12 protein-coding genes and 1 pseudogene are annotated in these 15,693 nt (G+C 56.6%); 10 read left to right on the top strand and 3 right to left on the bottom strand.

Translation table 11 applies throughout. The features are described 5' to 3' along the window. Positions 1-57 precede the first annotated feature (57 nt). The 8 genes and pseudogenes from KGP25_RS15970 (at position 58) to KGP25_RS15935 (ending at position 10,312) form a co-directional block, all read left to right on the top strand. On the top strand, positions 58-855 hold the full coding sequence (locus tag KGP25_RS15970; RefSeq protein ID WP_094943257.1) for a helix-turn-helix transcriptional regulator: 798 nt from the start codon (positions 58-60) through the stop codon (positions 853-855). Positions 856-896: 41 nt separating this feature from the next. Next, positions 897-1,829, top strand: coding sequence for a tRNA dihydrouridine(16) synthase DusC (gene dusC, locus KGP25_RS15965; RefSeq protein WP_045908673.1), 933 nt, complete (start codon positions 897-899; stop codon positions 1,827-1,829). A gap of 358 nt (positions 1,830-2,187) precedes the next feature. Next, positions 2,188-3,477: a carbohydrate porin gene (locus KGP25_RS15960; RefSeq protein ID WP_223540574.1), complete on the top strand. Its 1,290-nt coding sequence runs from the start codon at positions 2,188-2,190 to the stop codon at positions 3,475-3,477. Between the two features lie 166 nt (positions 3,478-3,643). Continuing rightward, a complete protein-coding gene (bglG, locus tag KGP25_RS15955) occupies positions 3,644-4,477 on the top strand; it encodes a transcriptional antiterminator BglG (RefSeq protein ID WP_023616723.1) in 834 nt (277 codons plus the stop codon). Between the two features lie 29 nt (positions 4,478-4,506). Beyond that, positions 4,507-6,467, top strand: a pseudogene (gene bglF, locus KGP25_RS15950) (PTS beta-glucoside transporter subunit IIABC); the annotation flags it as partial. Between the two features lie 12 nt (positions 6,468-6,479). Next, positions 6,480-7,874 (top strand): 6-phospho-beta-glucosidase, encoded by a 1,395-nt coding sequence (gene ascB, locus KGP25_RS15945; protein ID WP_223539278.1) that lies wholly within the window; start codon positions 6,480-6,482, stop codon positions 7,872-7,874. A gap of 201 nt (positions 7,875-8,075) precedes the next feature. Further along, positions 8,076-9,494 (top strand): multidrug resistance outer membrane protein MdtQ, encoded by a 1,419-nt coding sequence (gene mdtQ, locus KGP25_RS15940; RefSeq protein ID WP_223539277.1) that lies wholly within the window; start codon positions 8,076-8,078, stop codon positions 9,492-9,494. Between the two features lie 50 nt (positions 9,495-9,544). Then, positions 9,545-10,312, top strand: coding sequence for an SDR family oxidoreductase (locus KGP25_RS15935; protein ID WP_223539276.1), 768 nt, complete (start codon positions 9,545-9,547; stop codon positions 10,310-10,312). A 426-nt stretch (positions 10,313-10,738) separates the two neighbouring features. On the opposite strand, the gene KGP25_RS15930 is transcribed toward KGP25_RS15935, so the two are convergent. After that, on the bottom strand, positions 10,739-11,311 hold the full coding sequence (locus tag KGP25_RS15930; RefSeq protein ID WP_223539275.1) for a DedA family protein: 573 nt from the start codon (positions 11,309-11,311) through the stop codon (positions 10,739-10,741). A gap of 157 nt (positions 11,312-11,468) precedes the next feature. On the opposite strand from KGP25_RS15930, the gene KGP25_RS15925 reads away from it, so the two are divergent. Further along, the gene (locus KGP25_RS15925; RefSeq protein ID WP_023312454.1) at positions 11,469-12,056 is read left to right on the top strand and encodes a Yip1 family protein; all 588 of its coding nucleotides are present in this window, start codon (positions 11,469-11,471) and stop codon (positions 12,054-12,056) included. 167 nt (positions 12,057-12,223) lie between these two features. After that, positions 12,224-13,147, top strand: coding sequence for a D-alanyl-D-alanine endopeptidase (gene pbpG / locus KGP25_RS15920; RefSeq protein ID WP_045908667.1), 924 nt, complete (start codon positions 12,224-12,226; stop codon positions 13,145-13,147). Positions 13,148-13,243: 96 nt separating this feature from the next. On the opposite strand, the gene KGP25_RS15915 is transcribed toward pbpG, so the two are convergent. Further along, complete coding sequence (locus KGP25_RS15915; RefSeq protein ID WP_045908666.1) at positions 13,244-13,798, bottom strand: GNAT family N-acetyltransferase; 555 nt, start codon at positions 13,796-13,798, stop codon at positions 13,244-13,246. 112 nt (positions 13,799-13,910) lie between these two features. Next, the gene (gene dld / locus KGP25_RS15910) at positions 13,911-15,659 is read right to left on the bottom strand and encodes a D-lactate dehydrogenase (RefSeq protein ID WP_223539274.1); all 1,749 of its coding nucleotides are present in this window, start codon (positions 15,657-15,659) and stop codon (positions 13,911-13,913) included. Positions 15,660-15,693: the final 34 nt, after the last annotated feature.

Here is a 15,693-nt window from a genome sequence, read left to right as displayed (position 1 = left end):
CGTCTCTCTCTGGTTACGTGTACAAGCAGCATCATAAGAGGAAGGGGGGAATGTGAAATGCCAACCGTTATCGATAAAACGCCAATTCACGACGATGCTATCGGATGGTCAAGAGGGGCGATTCGCTATACGCGCGGCGAAGTCGATCCGCCTCACCAGCATTCGCAGGGACAACTTTTGTTTGCCATCAAAGGAGTCATGCTGGTCGAAACCGGCAGCAAACGCTGGGTCATACCGCCGCAGCGCGCGCTGTGGATCCCTCCCTTTCAGGAGCATACCTACAGCGTGTTATCCGCAACGGAGCTGCGCGCGGTCTGGTTTAGCCCGGCGCTGATAGCGCAATGCGAGCCTTTTAAGCGGAAAGACGAGGTTCACGTGATTATGGCAACAGCGTTGTTCAAAGAGCTGATTGCCGGGCTGTTCAGCGCGGAATACCGGCCAGCCAGTCAGCGCAGCATGGCCGTTTTGCTGCTCGATATCCTCAGTGAAGCTCAGCAAATCTCGGCCGAATTACCGATGCCCGTGGATGAGCGCTTACATCGCATTGCCTGTGACATCATTGCCAACAATCTCTGGGATCTTTCTCTGGAAAGGCTGGCGGAACGGGCCGCGATGTCTGAACGCACGTTTTCACGCGCGTTTATCAACGATACCGGCTTTAGCTTCCGGGCCTGGCGACAGCGTGCCAGGATTTGTGCCTCGCTGGATCTGCTCGCAAACGGATACCCGGTTAAGCAGGTGGCCTGGATGCTGGGGTTTTCCGGCCCGGCGGCATTTGCGGCGGCGTTTCGCGCCATTGTTGGGGCAACGCCGGGTGACTTTCTGCCTGAACAGAAGCGCTTCCCAGCGATATAGAGAGCGGCTACTATAGCGCGTCTTTTTTCACAGGTACTGCTATGCGTGTTTTACTGGCCCCAATGGAAGGCGTGCTCGACTCCCTCGTGCGCGAGCTTCTGACCGAGGTGAACGACTACGATCTCTGCGTGACGGAGTTCCTGCGCGTGGTCGATATGCTGTTGCCGGTAAAATCCTTCTTCCGGCTTTGCCCCGAGCTGCACAACCAGAGCCGGACCTCTTCCGGCACGCTGGTGCGTATTCAACTGCTCGGCCAGTATCCGGAATGGCTGGCGGAAAACGCCGCCCGCGCGGTTGAGCTGGGCTCTTACGGGGTAGATCTCAACTGCGGCTGTCCGTCTAAGCTGGTGAACGGCAGCGGCGGCGGAGCGACGTTGCTGAAAGATCCTGAACTGATTTACCGCGGCGCGAAAGCCATGCGCGAGGCGGTACCCGCGCATTTGCCGGTGACGGTTAAGGTTCGCCTCGGGTGGGACAGCGATGCGCGGCAGTTTGAAATCGCCGATGCGGTGCAGCAGGCCGGCGCCACCGAGCTGGTGGTGCATGGCCGTACCAAAGAAGATGGCTACAAAGCCGATCGCATTAACTGGCAGGCGATCGGTGAGATCCGCAAACGCCTCACCATTCCGGTGATCGCCAACGGCGAAATCTGGGACTACGAGAGCGCGCAGGCCTGTCTGAACGCCACCGGCTGCGATGCGGTAATGATCGGCCGCGGCGCGCTGAACGTCCCTAACCTCAGCCGGGTGGTGAAATATAACGAACCGCGGATGCCGTGGGCAGATGTCGTCACGCTGCTGCAAAAATACAGCCGTCTGGAAAAGCAGGGCGACACCGGTTTGTATCACGTCGCGCGAATTAAGCAGTGGCTGAGTTATTTACGCAAAGAGTACGATGAAGCGCTGGGGTTATTTCAGGAGATTCGTACTTTACAGACGTCGGCTGATATTGCCCGGGTGATTCAGTCCAAATAATAAGCGTTAAATTGCTCACACTTTTTTAAAACAGAAAACAGTTCCGGTTTTCAACGTGGCGCGACGGTGTTAAGGTGCCACTGTTTTCAACGCAGGATTGTTACTGGTTAACAGGCAAAACCTAAGCGTTTCACAGCATTTTCGCTGTGGAGCGCTTAGGTTTTTTTTTGCCTGTCGTTTACGCAGGAGAGACATTTGGCTTAGCGCTTTTTAATGATTTTAAAAAATAAATTCTCGACAGGAAATAGAAAAATTTCCTGCGGCCGGTTACGCACTCAATACTCAATCACAGGTTGTAATTATGGCATATAAAAATAAACTCTATGCGCTCGCCTTATTGGCGATATCCCCGCTGTCGATGGCGCAAGGCTGGAACGGAACGGTATTAGGGTTTGAAGCTCCGCCGGATCCTGTTCTCGGCGAAATGCTCGGCATGCGTAAAATCCTTAACGATAACGGTTTTACCTATAATCTCGGATACCTGAATGAAATTGGCTGGAACGGCGGTGGTGGATATAACCACGACTCCCACGTGGCCTATATTGACCAGTTCGCACTGACCTTCAACCAGGATCTGGAGCGCTGGACCGGTATCCCGGACGCGCGTATTGAGGGGAACATCGTCAACCGCAACCACAATGACGATCTCACCACCAAACGCGTGCAGGATCCGCGCGTCAACTTCAACGATCTGACCCAGGAGAGCTGGGGCGGGCAGTCGATTACCCGTCTGGGCTGGCTGACCTTTGCCCGCAGCTTTGACGACCGGCGGCTGACCTGGCGCATCGGGATGATGAACAAGGTACAAACCTTCGATCAAATTATCCCCTGTGATTTCCAGCTGCTGTCCCAGTGCGGTGGGAAGTCAGCCAACTCGTTGACCTGGAACAACTGGAACGTGCACACCTGGGGCACCACGCTTGCGTATAAACTCACGCCGACGCTAACCCTGAAGGGCGGCGTGATGGAGCAGAATCCGCAGGCCGCCAGCCGCAACCATGCGTGGAGCTGGTCGACGAAGGGCAGCAAAGGGATCTTACTGCCGGTTGAAATCGAAGCGCGTCCGCTGATTAACGGCCTGCCGGGCGCGTACAACCTGGGCGTGGTGTTTACCAACGCGCCGCAAACCGATCTCTATCGCGGCAAATCCGGTGGGGCGGGGGCGACGGACCCGGACGGATTCGATACGCACAGCCGGACCTGGTTTATGTACGCCGGACTGAACCAGCAGCTAACGCAGCATCAGGGTGATCCGAATCGCGGGTTGAGTACCTCGTTCAGCATGAGCCTTGCGGATCAGCGCAGTAACTACATGCACCAGGTTTACGCCGCCTCGCTGCGCTACCGCGGGCTGTTTGATGCGCGACCGGAAGACTGGATTGGCTTTGGCTTAACCTGGATTGATATGAGCAGCCAGTACGCCCGCAACCAGCGTTACCTGAACAGCCTGAGCGGCGTAAGCGATTATGACAATCCGGCGTATCACCCGGTGCCGGGCCATTCCCTGAACGGCGAGTTTTACTACCGTTTTCGTCCGGTGTCATGGCTTGAACTGCAGCCGGGCATTCAGTACTGGCACCATCCCGGCGGGGTCAGCCGCACCCAGGATGCCTGGGTCACCGAGCTGAAAACGGTGGTGACCTTCTGATATCACCGTAGCAAGTTCGATCCGCGTCACGTTTCTGACGCGTGACGCATTGAGGCTACGAATGAAACTGTTAGAGTGCCAGAACTGGATTGTTACTGCTTAGGCAGGCAAAACCTGATTTTCTGGCATCTGCCGGAGGTCAGGTTTTTTTGTTTCTGGGGTTCAGATGAAAATCGCCAAGATACTCAATAATAACGTGGTGGTTGTTCAGGATGAGCGCGGGCGCGAACAGGTGGTGATGGGCCGTGGGCTGGCCTTTCAGAAGCGCGTCGGTGAAGCGCTGGATACCGCGTTGGTTGAAAAGGTGTTTGCGTTACAAAGCGATGAACTGGTGCGTCGGCTCGGAGAGCTGCTGAGTCAAATTCCGCTGGAGGTGATGACCACCTGCGACCGCATCATCGGGCTGGCGGCGCAGCGGCTGGGCAAGCTGCAGGAGAGCTTGTATATCACTCTCACCGATCACTGCTACTTTGCGATTGAGCGGCAGAAGAACGGGTTGGCCATCAAAAACGTGCTGCTGTGGGATATTAAACGGCTGTATCCGAAGGAGTTCGAGTTAGGGCAGGAGGCGCGGGCCATTATCGCCAGACGCCTGAACGTCGAACTGGAGGAGGATGAGGCCGGTTTTATCGCCCTGCATCTGGTCACCGCGCAGCTGAACAGCGAAATGCCGGAGGTGATGCACGTGACGCGGGTGATGCAGGAGATCCTGCAGCTGGTGAAGTATCAGCTGCAGCTTGAGTATGACGAAGAGTCGCTCAGCTATCAGCGTTTTGTCACCCACCTGAAGTTTTTTGCCCAGCGGATGCTCACCCGCACCGTGGTGGAAGATGACGATGTCTCGCTGCATACGGCAGTCAAAGACAACTACGCGAAGGCGTGGAAATGCGCCGAGAAAATCGCACAGCACCTGAACAAAAGCTATCAGCGTGAGCTGACAACCGAAGAAATTATGTTCCTCGCCATTCATATCGAGCGGGTGAGAAAAGAGGGGCGTTAAGCCTCAAACAGGATTGTTACTGCACTACGCAGGCAAAACCTGAGCGCGGCCTTCGTCAGAAGGCCGTTCTCGGGTTTTTTTATTTTTTGTACTCAGTCAACAGGTGCCTGCGGGCATCGGATGTAAGGAAATCGAGATGGAATACCAGGCTTTAGCGAAGGATATTCTCGGCCACGTTGGCGGAAAAGAGAACATCGTCAGTCTTGTGCACTGTGCAACCCGGCTTCGCTTCAAACTGAAAGACAATCAACGGGCGGATGCGGAAGGGCTCAAGAAAAATCCGGGCGTGATCATGGTGGTCGAAAGCGGCGGCCAGTTTCAGGTGGTGATTGGCAACCACGTGCATGACGTCTGGCAGGCGGTGCGCAATGAAGCAGGTCTTACCGATGACGCCCCTGTCGTGGAAGAGAAGGGTGAAAAGGGTAACCTGTTCGGCCGTCTGATTGACATCGTCTCCGGGATCTTTACCCCGTTTATCGGCATTCTGGCCGCGTCCGGTATTCTGAAAGGGCTGCTGGCGCTGGCCGTGGTGTGCGGCTGGCTCACGACCGGGAGCGGCACGTATAAAATCTGGTTTGCTGCCAGCGACGCGCTGTTCTTCTTCTTCCCGCTGGTGCTGGGCTATACCGCCGGGAAAAAGTTCGGCGGAAACCCATTCATTACCATGGTGATCGGCGGGGCGCTCACCCATCCGGTAATGATTGCGGCGTTCAACGCCAGTCAGCAGCCGGGCGCGGTGTCGGAAGCCTTTTTGGGCATTCCTGTCACCTGGTTCAACTATAGCTCGTCGGTGATCCCGATTATTCTCGCCGCGTGGGTGAGCTGCTGGCTGGAAAAGCAGAGCACCAGGCTGCTGCCTTCCTCGATGAAAAACTTCTTCGCGCCGCTGATCTGTTTGGCCGTGACCGTGCCGCTGACTTTCCTCGTTATCGGGCCGCTGGCGACCTGGCTGAGCCAGATGCTGGCGAACGGCTATCAGAGTATTTACGTTCTGGCACCGTGGCTGGCGGGCGCGGCGATGGGCGCGCTGTGGCAGGTCTGCGTCATTTTTGGCCTGCACTGGGGGCTGGTGCCGCTGATGATCAACAACCTGGCGGTGCTGGGGCATGACTCCATGCTGCCGATGCTCTTGCCTGCGGTGTTCGGCCAGGTGGGGGCGGCACTGGGTATTTTCCTGCGTACCCGCGATGCGCGTCAGAAAATGCTGGCCGGTTCATCCGTGACGGCAGGGTTTTTCGGTATCACCGAACCCGCAGTGTATGGCGTAAACCTGCCGCTGCGCCGTCCGTTTATTTTTGGCTGCGTGGCAGGCGCTATCGGCGGAGCGATTGTCGGCTTTAGTGACACCCACGTTTACTCTTTCGGCTTCGCCAATATCTTTACTGTCGCCCAGATGATTCCGCCGGGCGGCGTGGACGCCACGCTGTGGGGCGGCATTATCGGTACGGTGGTGGCGCTGGTGCTGAGCTGCGGCCTGACGCTGGTCGCCGGTATGCCAGGAAACACCGCGACAGAAGGGGTGGTCACCGCGGGCGAAAACGATGTGCTATCACCGATGACCGGTACCGTTCTTGCGCTCGACCAGGTGCCGGATACCACCTTTGCCAGCGGCCTGCTGGGCAGCGGCGCCGCGGTTATTCCCTCCGATAACAAAGTGGTTGCCCCGTTTGCTGGCGTGGTGGCCTCGCTGTTCCAGACCAAACACGCCATCGGCCTGCTCAGTAACAGCGGAATAGAAGTGTTGATCCATGTGGGTATCGACACCGTGAAGCTCGACGGCAAGCCGTTTACCGCCCATGTGAAGGTCGGTGACACGGTGCAACCCGGCGATCTGCTGCTGGAGTTTGACCGACAGGCGATTATCGATGCCGGATACGATCTGGCGACCCCGATTATTATCAGTAACAGCGATGAGTATCGCGACGTGGTGACCGTGGCGGCAACGTCCGTCAATGCTGGTGCGCCGTTACTCAGCGTAAGCCATCAATAACAGGAGAACGTGATGAAAACTTTCCCGGACGATTTTTTATGGGGCGGCGCGGTTGCCGCGAATCAGGTAGAGGGCGCGTATCTGGAGGAGGGGAAAGGGCTGTCCACCTCTGACGTTCAGCCGCAGGGGGTCTTCGGCCCGGTGGTTGAGCGCGTGGCGGGCGACAGCGGCATCAAGGATGTTGCCATCGACTTCTATCATCGCTATCCGGAAGACATCAAACTGTTCGCGGAGATGGGCTTTAGCTGCCTGCGCGTCTCCATTGCCTGGACCCGCATTTTTCCGAACGGCGACGAGCAGCAGCCGAACGAGGCGGGGCTGGCGTTTTACGACCGGCTGTTTGACGAGCTGGCCGCGCACAACATTACCCCGCTGGTGACGCTGTCGCATTACGAAATGCCGTGGGGGCTGGTGAAGCAGTACGGCGGATGGGGCAGCCGCCAGACTATTGGGTTCTTCGAGCGCTACGCCCGTACCGTGTTTGCGCGCTACAAAGAAAAGGTCAAGCTCTGGCTGACCTTCAACGAGATCAATATGTCTCTGCACGCGCCGATGACCGGCGTGGGCCTGCCGGAAACCAGCAGCAAAGGCGAAGTGTATCAGGCGATCCACCATCAGCTGGTGGCCAGCGCACTGGCGGTGAAGGCCTGCCATGAGATCGTTCCTGATGGCAGAATTGGCAATATGCTGCTGGGCGGTCTGATGTATCCGCTGACCTGCAAGCCGGAAGATGTTCTGGAAACACTGCAGGAAAACCGCGCCTGGCAATTCTTTGGTGACGTACAGTGTCGCGGTGCCTACCCGGGGTATATGCAGCGCTTCTTCCGCGACAACGGTATTCAGCTTGAGGTCACGGACGCCGACCGCGAGGCGCTGAAATCGACCGTCGATTTTATCTCCTTCAGCTACTACATGACGGGCTGCGTCACCGCGGACGACTCCCTCAACCAGCAGGCGCGCGGCAACATCCTGAGCATGGTGCCAAACCCGCATCTGGCCAGTTCCGAATGGGGCTGGCAGATTGACCCCATCGGCCTGCGTACCCTGCTAAACGTGCTCTGGGATCGCTATCAGAAGCCGCTGTTTATCGTGGAAAATGGTCTGGGAGCAAAGGATAAACCGGACGCGGACGGCACGGTGCAGGATGACTACCGCATCAGCTACCTTAACGACCATCTGGTGCAGGTGCGTGAAGCGATCGAAGACGGCGTTGAGGTGATGGGCTATACCAGCTGGGGGCCAATCGACCTGGTGAGCGCATCAAAAGCTGAACTCTCTAAGCGCTACGGCTTTATTTACGTCGATCGCGATGACAGTGGAAAAGGTACGCTGGCGCGCAGCCGCAAGAAAAGCTTCTACTGGTATAAAGAGGTTATTGCGACAAAAGGCGCTTCGCTGAAAGTTTAATAACGCGATCAACCTGACAGGGGACGTTCACGCTGTCGGGTTGATTATTTTTTATTTGCATAATTAAATTTAAATAATAATTTCGGTGAATACTTTTCCGTATATTTAAATCTATGACAATTTACGCTTTGCCACGCATTACTAAAAAAACAAACAGAATCAAGCGTAATTTGCGCCTTTATTTTTTGAGTATATGGCGTAATGAAACGTTCTTTTATTTTATCTCTGAGTGTTCCCTTTGCATTTATTCTGGCTGCCTGCGCGCCTGAACATGCCACGGTATCTCCCATTAAAACGCAAACCACGGCGGCGTCGGTAAAGACGGTTCTGGCTCATCAGGACTGGCCGAAAAATGAGTGGTGGAAAGCATATAACGATCCCGAACTTAATTCGCTGATTGCGAAAGCATTAAGCGATGCGCCGGATATGCAGATTGCCCGTCAGCGCATTACGCTCGCTGAAGCCCAGGCCAAAGCGGTTATGGCTGCCGACGGTCCGCAGATCGATTTTTCAGCGGATGCTGAACGCCAGAAAATGTCCGCCGAAGGGTTGATGGGGCCCTTTGCCATTACCGACCCGGCGGCAGGGACAACCGGGCCGTGGTACACCAACGGCACCTTTGGCCTGACTGCTGGCTGGGATCTCGATCTCTGGGGAAAAAATCGCGCGCAGGTCGAAGCCCGGATAGGCAAAGTGAATGCGCAAAAAGCGGAGCTGGAGCAGACCCGTCAGCTGCTGGCCAGCAGCGTGGCGCGGCTTTACTGGGAATGGCAAACGCAGGCCGCCGTGGGGGAGGTCCTCGCGCAGATCAAACATGAGCAGGACAATATTATCGGCGCCGACCGCGAGCTGTATCAACACGGCATCACCTCCTCCGTGGAGGGCGTCGAAACGGACATCAACGCCAGCAAAACCGAAGAGCAGCTGGCCGGGGTCAACGGGAAGATGAAAGCCATAGAGGCGCGCCTGGTCGCGCTGACCAACGCCCCCTCCGTGAAGCTGACGCGGCACGCCTTGCCGACGGTGGAAGCCTCGTTACCGTCGACGCTCGGCTATGAACTGCTGGCACGCCGCCCGGATCTTCAGGAGGCGCACTGGTATATCGACGCCTCCATGAGCGAGGTGGAGGCCGCCAGAGCAGCGTTCTATCCTGACGTGAACCTGATGGCGTTCTTACAGCAGGATGCCCTCCACCTGAGCGATCTGTTCCGTTCATCCGCGCAGCAGATGGGCGTGACCGCCGGGTTGACGCTGCCAATTTTTGTCAGTGGCAGGCTGAACGCCAGCCTGGATATCGCCCAGGCGCAGAACAATCTCTCGGTTGCCAACTACAACAAAGCGGTAGTGGAGGCCGTCAATCAGGTGGCACGCACGGCCAGCGAAGTCGAAACGCTAATGGCGAAGAACAGCCATCAGCAGCAGGTTGAAAAAGATGCGGCACGGGTCGTGGCGCTGGCTCAGGCGCGTTTCAGCGCGGGGATTATTGCGGGCTCCCGGGTCAGTGAAGCCAGAATACCGGCCCTCAAAGAGCACCTCGAAGGCGTGCTGTTGAAGGGGCAATATGTCGACGCTACCCTGCAGCTGACCTCGGCACTGGGTGGCGGCTATCATCATGGCTAAAAAAGGCCATTATCTATACTTACCTCTTTGCAGTTTTTCAGGAGGTGAGTATGACCAGAGTAGCGATTGTGACCGCATCGGATTCCGGGATTGGGAAAACCACGGCCCTGATGCTGGCTGAGCGCGGGTTTGATATTGGCGTCACCTGGCACTCGGATGAGAAAGGGGCGCTGGAAACCTGCCGCGAAGTCGAAGCGCAGGGGCAGCGTGCGGAGGCTATCCATCTTGATTTAAGCACGCTGCCGGAAGGCGCTGAGGCCATTGAAACGCTGATTGCGCGTTTTGGTCGGCTGGACGTGCTGGTTAACAATGCAGGAGCGATGACCAAAGCGCCGTTCCTCGAGATGCCGTTTGACGACTGGCGAAACATTTTCACCGTCGACGTGGACGGGGCGTTTCTCTGTTCACAGATAGCCGCAAGGCAGATGGTGAAGCAGGGGGAAGGGGGGCGGATTGTGAACATCACCTCGGTACATGAACACACCCCCCTGCCGGAGGCAAGCGCCTATACGGCGGCGAAACACGCGCTCGGCGGGTTAACCAAATCCATGGCGATGGAGCTGGTTAAGCACAATATTCTGGTGAACGCCGTCGCGCCGGGTGCCATTGCCACGCCGATGAATGACATGGACGACAGTGAAGTGAAGGAAGGCTCCATGCCGGAAATTCCGCTGGCGAGGCCGGGCCACACCAAAGAGATTGCCAGCCTGGTGGCGTGGCTGTGTGACAGTGACGCCAGCTATACAACAGGGCAATCGTTTATCGTCGACGGGGGCTTTATGCTGGCGAACCCGCAGTTTAAGCCGGAGGGATATTAACCTTTCCCCCTCTCCCTTGAGGGAGAGGGCTGGGGTGAGGGGGAACATACGACTGTAGTGGTCATTCCGTTCACTTCATGTTCTTTGCTACTCTGTAACAGCATGACCTGTGAACGTGCCAGGGCGGCTCAATCGCCGCCGCCCTGGCGACCCGGGCTCCCGGCGGTAAATCGCCGCTTCGCGGTACCCTCAGCTTATTCCTTCGGGCTATCGGGTCGGGCATGAGCCTGCATCCCTGCAGGCCACGCCCTCTCGGCGCATCCCTGCGCCTCGCCCCGGCCCTACGGAAACGCCTCGGCGATTTACAGCCGGACCAGGGCGTCGCTGTAAACCATTAATTTTCCTGAAGCAGTGTTCATCGCTTCAGATAAAAAAAATACTGGGGAACCCTCAGCCCTGTGGGTGAAGGCATCAGGCTGAACCAGGCTACTCCTCATCCCGCGTCTTTTCCCAATGCTTCAGCCACAGTCGAACCGCAATCACCGCCACGACCACCAGAATCAACCACGCCCAATGCTTCAGGTGCTGGTCGAGATTATGCAGCCAGGGCGCAATCACTTCGCCCCCTACATAACCGAGCGTCGTAAAGATCAGCGCCCAGGCAATCGCGCCCACAATATTGAGCGGCAGAAAAATTTTGGGCGGCAGGTGGCTGGCGCCAATCAGTATCGGCCCGATAATGCGAAAGCCATACATAAAGCGCGTGCCAATGACGAACAGATAGGGATGACGTTGAATGAGCCGCTGAGCACGGCGGATTTTCTTCTGATGCTTTGCGAAACGCTTTAGCAGCGTTGGTCCAAAGCGCAGCCCCAGAAAGTAGAGCAGCTGATCGCCTATCATCCCGCCCAGCGCGACCGCGGCGACGACCAGCGGGAATTTCAGTAACCCCTGATGCGCGGCGACGCCCCCTAACAGCGTGATGGTTTCACCTTCTGCCACGCTACCGATCACCAGCGCGGCATATCCATATTGCTCAATGAGTGCGTTAATATCCATTACGTAACTGTTATCTCCCTCTGCGTGCCTCGTTTAATCATATACCCCATGAATCAACAGCGGGGAAATCAACGGAAATTTCCCACTGTACATAAAATAATCTAAAGCCTGCATTATACTTAAGGTATCGCTGACGGGCCGACAACAAGGGGGCGCTATGAACCATGTCTGGGGACTTTTCTCCCATCCCGATCGTGAAATGCATGTCATTAAAAGTGAGAACGAAACGGTCTCGCATCATTACACGCACCACGTGCTGCTGATGGCTGCGGTGCCGGTAATATGCGCTTTTATCGGAACGACACAAATCGGCTGGAACTTCGGTGACGGCACCGTGGTTCAGCTTTCCTGGTTTACCGGACTCTATCTGGCCATCGTCTTTTATGGCCTGATGCTGGCGGGTGTGGCGGTCATGGGGCGGGTCATTCACTGGATGGCGCGTAACTATCCGCAACGTCCATCGCTGGCGCACTGTATGGTCTTTGCCGGGTATGTCGCAACCCCGCTGTTCTTAAGCGGTATTGTTGCGCTCTATCCACTGGTCTGGCTGTGCGCGCTGATCGGTACTATTGCCCTCTTTTACACTGGATATCTGCTGTATCTGGGGGTTCCAACCTTCCTGAATATCAATAAAGAAGAGGGCCTGAGCTTCTCCAGTTCAACGCTTGCCATCGGGGTGCTGGTGCTGGAGGCGCTACTGGCGCTGACAGTGATTCTTTGGGGTTATGGATACCGTCTCTTCTAAACGCACTGCATTGCTGGCGTAAATGCCAGCAATGCAGCATCTGTTCACGATTATCCTCTGGCGACAACGCCCGCTGACGGCTATGATGCCGAAGCCAGCCTGAGTTTATCCGTCGACCCAGGCGGTGTACGTTATGACGTGCGTGAATAATTATCAGAAGTCTCACCATGCTGAAATTCCGAGTCTCTTTACTTAGCCTGGCGCTGTTGCTGGGTGCGTCCGCTGCCGTGCCGGCCGTCGCCAAAACGCCCGCGGTGACTGCTACCGCCGCTCAGCCGCAAATTGCTTCCGGCAGCGCGATGATTGTCGATCTCAACACCAATAAGGTGATTTACGCCAGCCATCCGGATCTGGTGCGACCGATCGCCTCAATTACCAAATTAATGACCGCGATGGTGGTGCTTGATGCCCATCTGCCGCTGGACGAAAAACTGAAGGTGGATATTAGCCACACGCCGGAGATGAAGGGGATCTACTCCCGCGTGCGCCTGAACAGTGAGATCAGCCGTAAGAATATGCTGCTGCTGGCGCTGATGTCGTCTGAAAACCGCGCGGCGGCGAGCCTGGCGCACCACTATCCTGGCGGCTACGACGCGTTTATCCGCGCGATGAACGCCAAAGCCAAAGCGCTGGGGATGAACAATACGCACTATGTTGAACCGACGGGGCTGTCGATCAACAACGTCTCCACGGCGCGCGATCTGACGAAACTGCTGATTGCCAGCAAACAGTACCCGCTGATTGGTCAGCTCAGTACCACCCGTGAAGAGATGGCGACCTTTGCGAACCCTGCCTATACGCTGCCGTTCCGCAATACTAACCATCTGGTTTACCGGGATAACTGGAATATTCAGCTAACCAAAACCGGCTTTACCAACGCGGCTGGACACTGTCTGGTGATGCGCACCGTGTTTAACGGTAAGCCGGTGGCGCTGGTGGTGATGGATGCCTTCGGCAAATACACGCACTTCGCGGATGCGAGCCGCCTGCGTACCTGGATTGAAACAGGAAAAGTGCAGCCTGTCCCGGCCGCGGCATTGACGTATAAAAAGCAGAAAGCCGAGCAGATGGCGACGGCGCAGAACGATTAGGTAAAAGCAAAACGGTAACATGCGTTACCGTTTTTTATGTTTTCTCCCTCTCCCACAGGGAGAGGGCCGGGGTGAGGGCACCAGACCGCACTGCGTTTATTCCGGCAGCGTCCAGTCACCGTCGTTGAGCGGGCGCTGCATAATCACCGTATCCCGCCAGTCTCCTTTCTTATAGCCTACGCTGCGCAGCTGACCGACAATCACGAAACCATGTTTTTTATGCAGGCGTAACGAACCGGCGTTGTTATTACCATCTCCCACTACGGCAATCATCTGCCGCCACGGCCCTTGCTCGCAGCGTTCAATCAGCGCATCCATCAGTGCCGTGCCAAAACCGCGCCCGGTGATGCTGGCATCCACGTAAATCGACTCTTCCAGGGTATAGCGGTAGGCGTGTCGCGGTCGGTAAGGGGTGGCATAGCAGTAGCCCACCACAATGCCGCGGTACAGCGCGATAAGCCACGGTAAACCGTTCTCAGTCACGCTTTTCATACGTTGGCGCATTTCGTCAATGGTTGGGGGGACTTCTTCAAATGACGCGCGCCCGTGAAGTACATGCCAGGCATAGATCGCGGCAATGGCATGCACATCATCGGGAAGGGCATCGCGCACTTCCAGCTCGGTCTCGGATAAAACATCAATAGCCGACATGATGTGCCTGCTCCTCGTTATCGAATGCCGGAGAAACGTTTCTCCGGCGATGAGCCGTTACTCTATTACGATTAAGGAGCGCTTAACAATCTCTCAAATTTGGCTGTAGGAATTAATCAGACGCTTGCGTTACGTGCTGCTCCGCGTCTTCGCTCTCTTTCCAGTATTTCTTCCGCGTTGTTTTACCGATGCCGGGATTCATGCTGTTTGTAGGGTCATTCTCGCGATAAAACTGCTTAAGTGCGTCCGGGGCTTTATAAAGATGTCCGACGTTGTGTTCCGCAGGATATTGTGCGCCACGTTCACGCAAAAGGGCGAGCATCTGCTCCTTCAGTTCGTGTGCATCGACCCCTTTTTTGACGATGTAATCCTGATGGAAGACATAGCACATAAAGTGGCCGTAATAGAGCTTATGCACCAGCTTGCTGTCGATTTCCGGCGGCAGGTGTTCAAACCACTCGGTGTCGTTACGCCGCAGGGCGATATCCAGCGCCAGAATGTCTTCCACCTCTTCGGAATGCACCGCCTGATATCGGATGGCGGCACCAGCGGCGGCAAAGCGGTGCAGAAACGCTTTGCTGCCCTCTTCAGGCGTACAGGCAAAGAAATCCCCTTCGGCGGTTTTGAAGAACTCGGTCAGCCAGGCCTGCGCTTCGGCGATCCCGTCTCCGGCCATTTTCAGCAGCAGGTGATGTTCGTACTTGTCGCGCCAGGTTTTCATTCTCTCCGGCAGATGCGCCGGGAAAACGTTGCCCAGCTTCTGCATAAAGCGGTCGGTGAAGTGGGGTTTGAACAGCGACACTTTCTCCAGCATCGCGTCGGTACGGCCCTTCATGGTGAAGAAGAACGGCATTTTGTCGGTGCCGAGCTTGTCGATCATCAGGAACGTGTCTTTGCCGTAGCGCTCGGCGATGTCGTAAATGTCCCGGTGCATGTACTCGCCCGCCACCGGCAGATGGGTGAATTCGCCCAGAATATGACGGCGGATCTCCGTCAGAACCTCAGGCTGGTTGGTGCCGATGTAAAATACCTGCTGCTTTTTCTCTGCCGGGAACGTGTCGAGACGTACCGCAAAAACGGCCAGCTTGCCCGCGCAGCCGGAGGATTCAAACAGGCGATCCGGGTCGGCGTTATAGCGCGCAGGAGTGTCAGCGTTGATATCCCGCACCCGGGTCACGTAGTCATGGTCGTGCGCATGGCGGCCGTCGTGCTGGACGTCTTCGTCCTTCACGCGATCGTCGTCGAGCTTGCTGAGGATCTGCTCCGGCGTCACGCCGAGATCGATTCCCAGATGGTTCACCAGCGTCAGCTTGCCGTTTTCGTCAATACGGGCAAACAGCGACATCTCGGTGTAGGCGGGGCCGCGCTGTACCAGCGAGCCGCCGGAGTTATTGCAGATCCCGCCGACCACCGAGGCGCCAATGCAGGAGGAACCGATCACCGAATGCGGTTCGCGGCCCAGCGGCTTAAGCGCTTTCTCGAGGGAGTAGAGCGTCGTGCCGGGGAACGCGAGCACCTGCTCGCCCTTGTCCAGCAGGTGCAGCTTGTCGAGGCGCAGGGTACTGATAATCACGATGTCACGATCGTAATCATTGCCGTTCGGCGTGGAGCCTTCGGTCAGGCCGGTATTGGCCGCCTGCATTAAAATAATCTTGTCGGCGGCGACGCAGGCGCTCAGCACGCGCCACAGCTCCAGCAGCGTACCGGGGAAAACCACCGCCAGCGCCTCGCCCTGACCGGAGCGGAAGCCCTTGCGGTAGCGGGCGGTTTTAGCCGGGTCGGTAAGCAGGTGAGAGGAGCCAACCAGGCGCGACAGTTCGTTAATAAATGTTTTGTTATCGTCAGTTCGAACAGAAGACATCTTCCACTCCTTGTGGTGGGGCAAATTTCTCGCT

It is taken from the genome of Enterobacter sp. JBIWA003, assembly GCF_019968825.1.
In the GTDB taxonomy this organism is placed as follows: Bacteria; Pseudomonadota; Gammaproteobacteria; order Enterobacterales; family Enterobacteriaceae; genus Enterobacter; species Enterobacter quasiroggenkampii.
This window is presented reverse-complemented; position numbering and strand designations above follow the sequence as displayed.

Bases quoted from the DNA above. Each gene is read 5' to 3' on its own strand.
- pbpG (WP_045908667.1), top strand. From the start codon at position 12,224: ATGCTGAAATTCCGAGTCTCTTTACTTAGCCTGGCGCTGTTGCTGGGT.
- KGP25_RS15960 (WP_223540574.1), top strand. From the start codon at position 2,188: ATGGCGCAAGGCTGGAACGGAACGGTATTAGGGTTTGAAGCTCCGCCG.
- ascB (WP_223539278.1), top strand. From the start codon at position 6,480: ATGAAAACTTTCCCGGACGATTTTTTATGGGGCGGCGCGGTTGCCGCG.
- dusC (WP_045908673.1), top strand. From the start codon at position 897: ATGCGTGTTTTACTGGCCCCAATGGAAGGCGTGCTCGACTCCCTCGTG.
- bglG (WP_023616723.1), top strand. From the start codon at position 3,644: ATGAAAATCGCCAAGATACTCAATAATAACGTGGTGGTTGTTCAGGAT.
- KGP25_RS15930 (WP_223539275.1), bottom strand. From the start codon at position 11,311: ATGGATATTAACGCACTCATTGAGCAATATGGATATGCCGCGCTGGTG.
- KGP25_RS15915 (WP_045908666.1), bottom strand. From the start codon at position 13,798: ATGTCGGCTATTGATGTTTTATCCGAGACCGAGCTGGAAGTGCGCGAT.
- KGP25_RS15925 (WP_023312454.1), top strand. From the start codon at position 11,469: ATGAACCATGTCTGGGGACTTTTCTCCCATCCCGATCGTGAAATGCAT.
- mdtQ (WP_223539277.1), top strand. From the start codon at position 8,076: ATGAAACGTTCTTTTATTTTATCTCTGAGTGTTCCCTTTGCATTTATT.
- KGP25_RS15935 (WP_223539276.1), top strand. From the start codon at position 9,545: ATGACCAGAGTAGCGATTGTGACCGCATCGGATTCCGGGATTGGGAAA.
- KGP25_RS15970 (WP_094943257.1), top strand. From the start codon at position 58: ATGCCAACCGTTATCGATAAAACGCCAATTCACGACGATGCTATCGGA.
- dld (WP_223539274.1), bottom strand. From the start codon at position 15,659: ATGTCTTCTGTTCGAACTGACGATAACAAAACATTTATTAACGAACTG.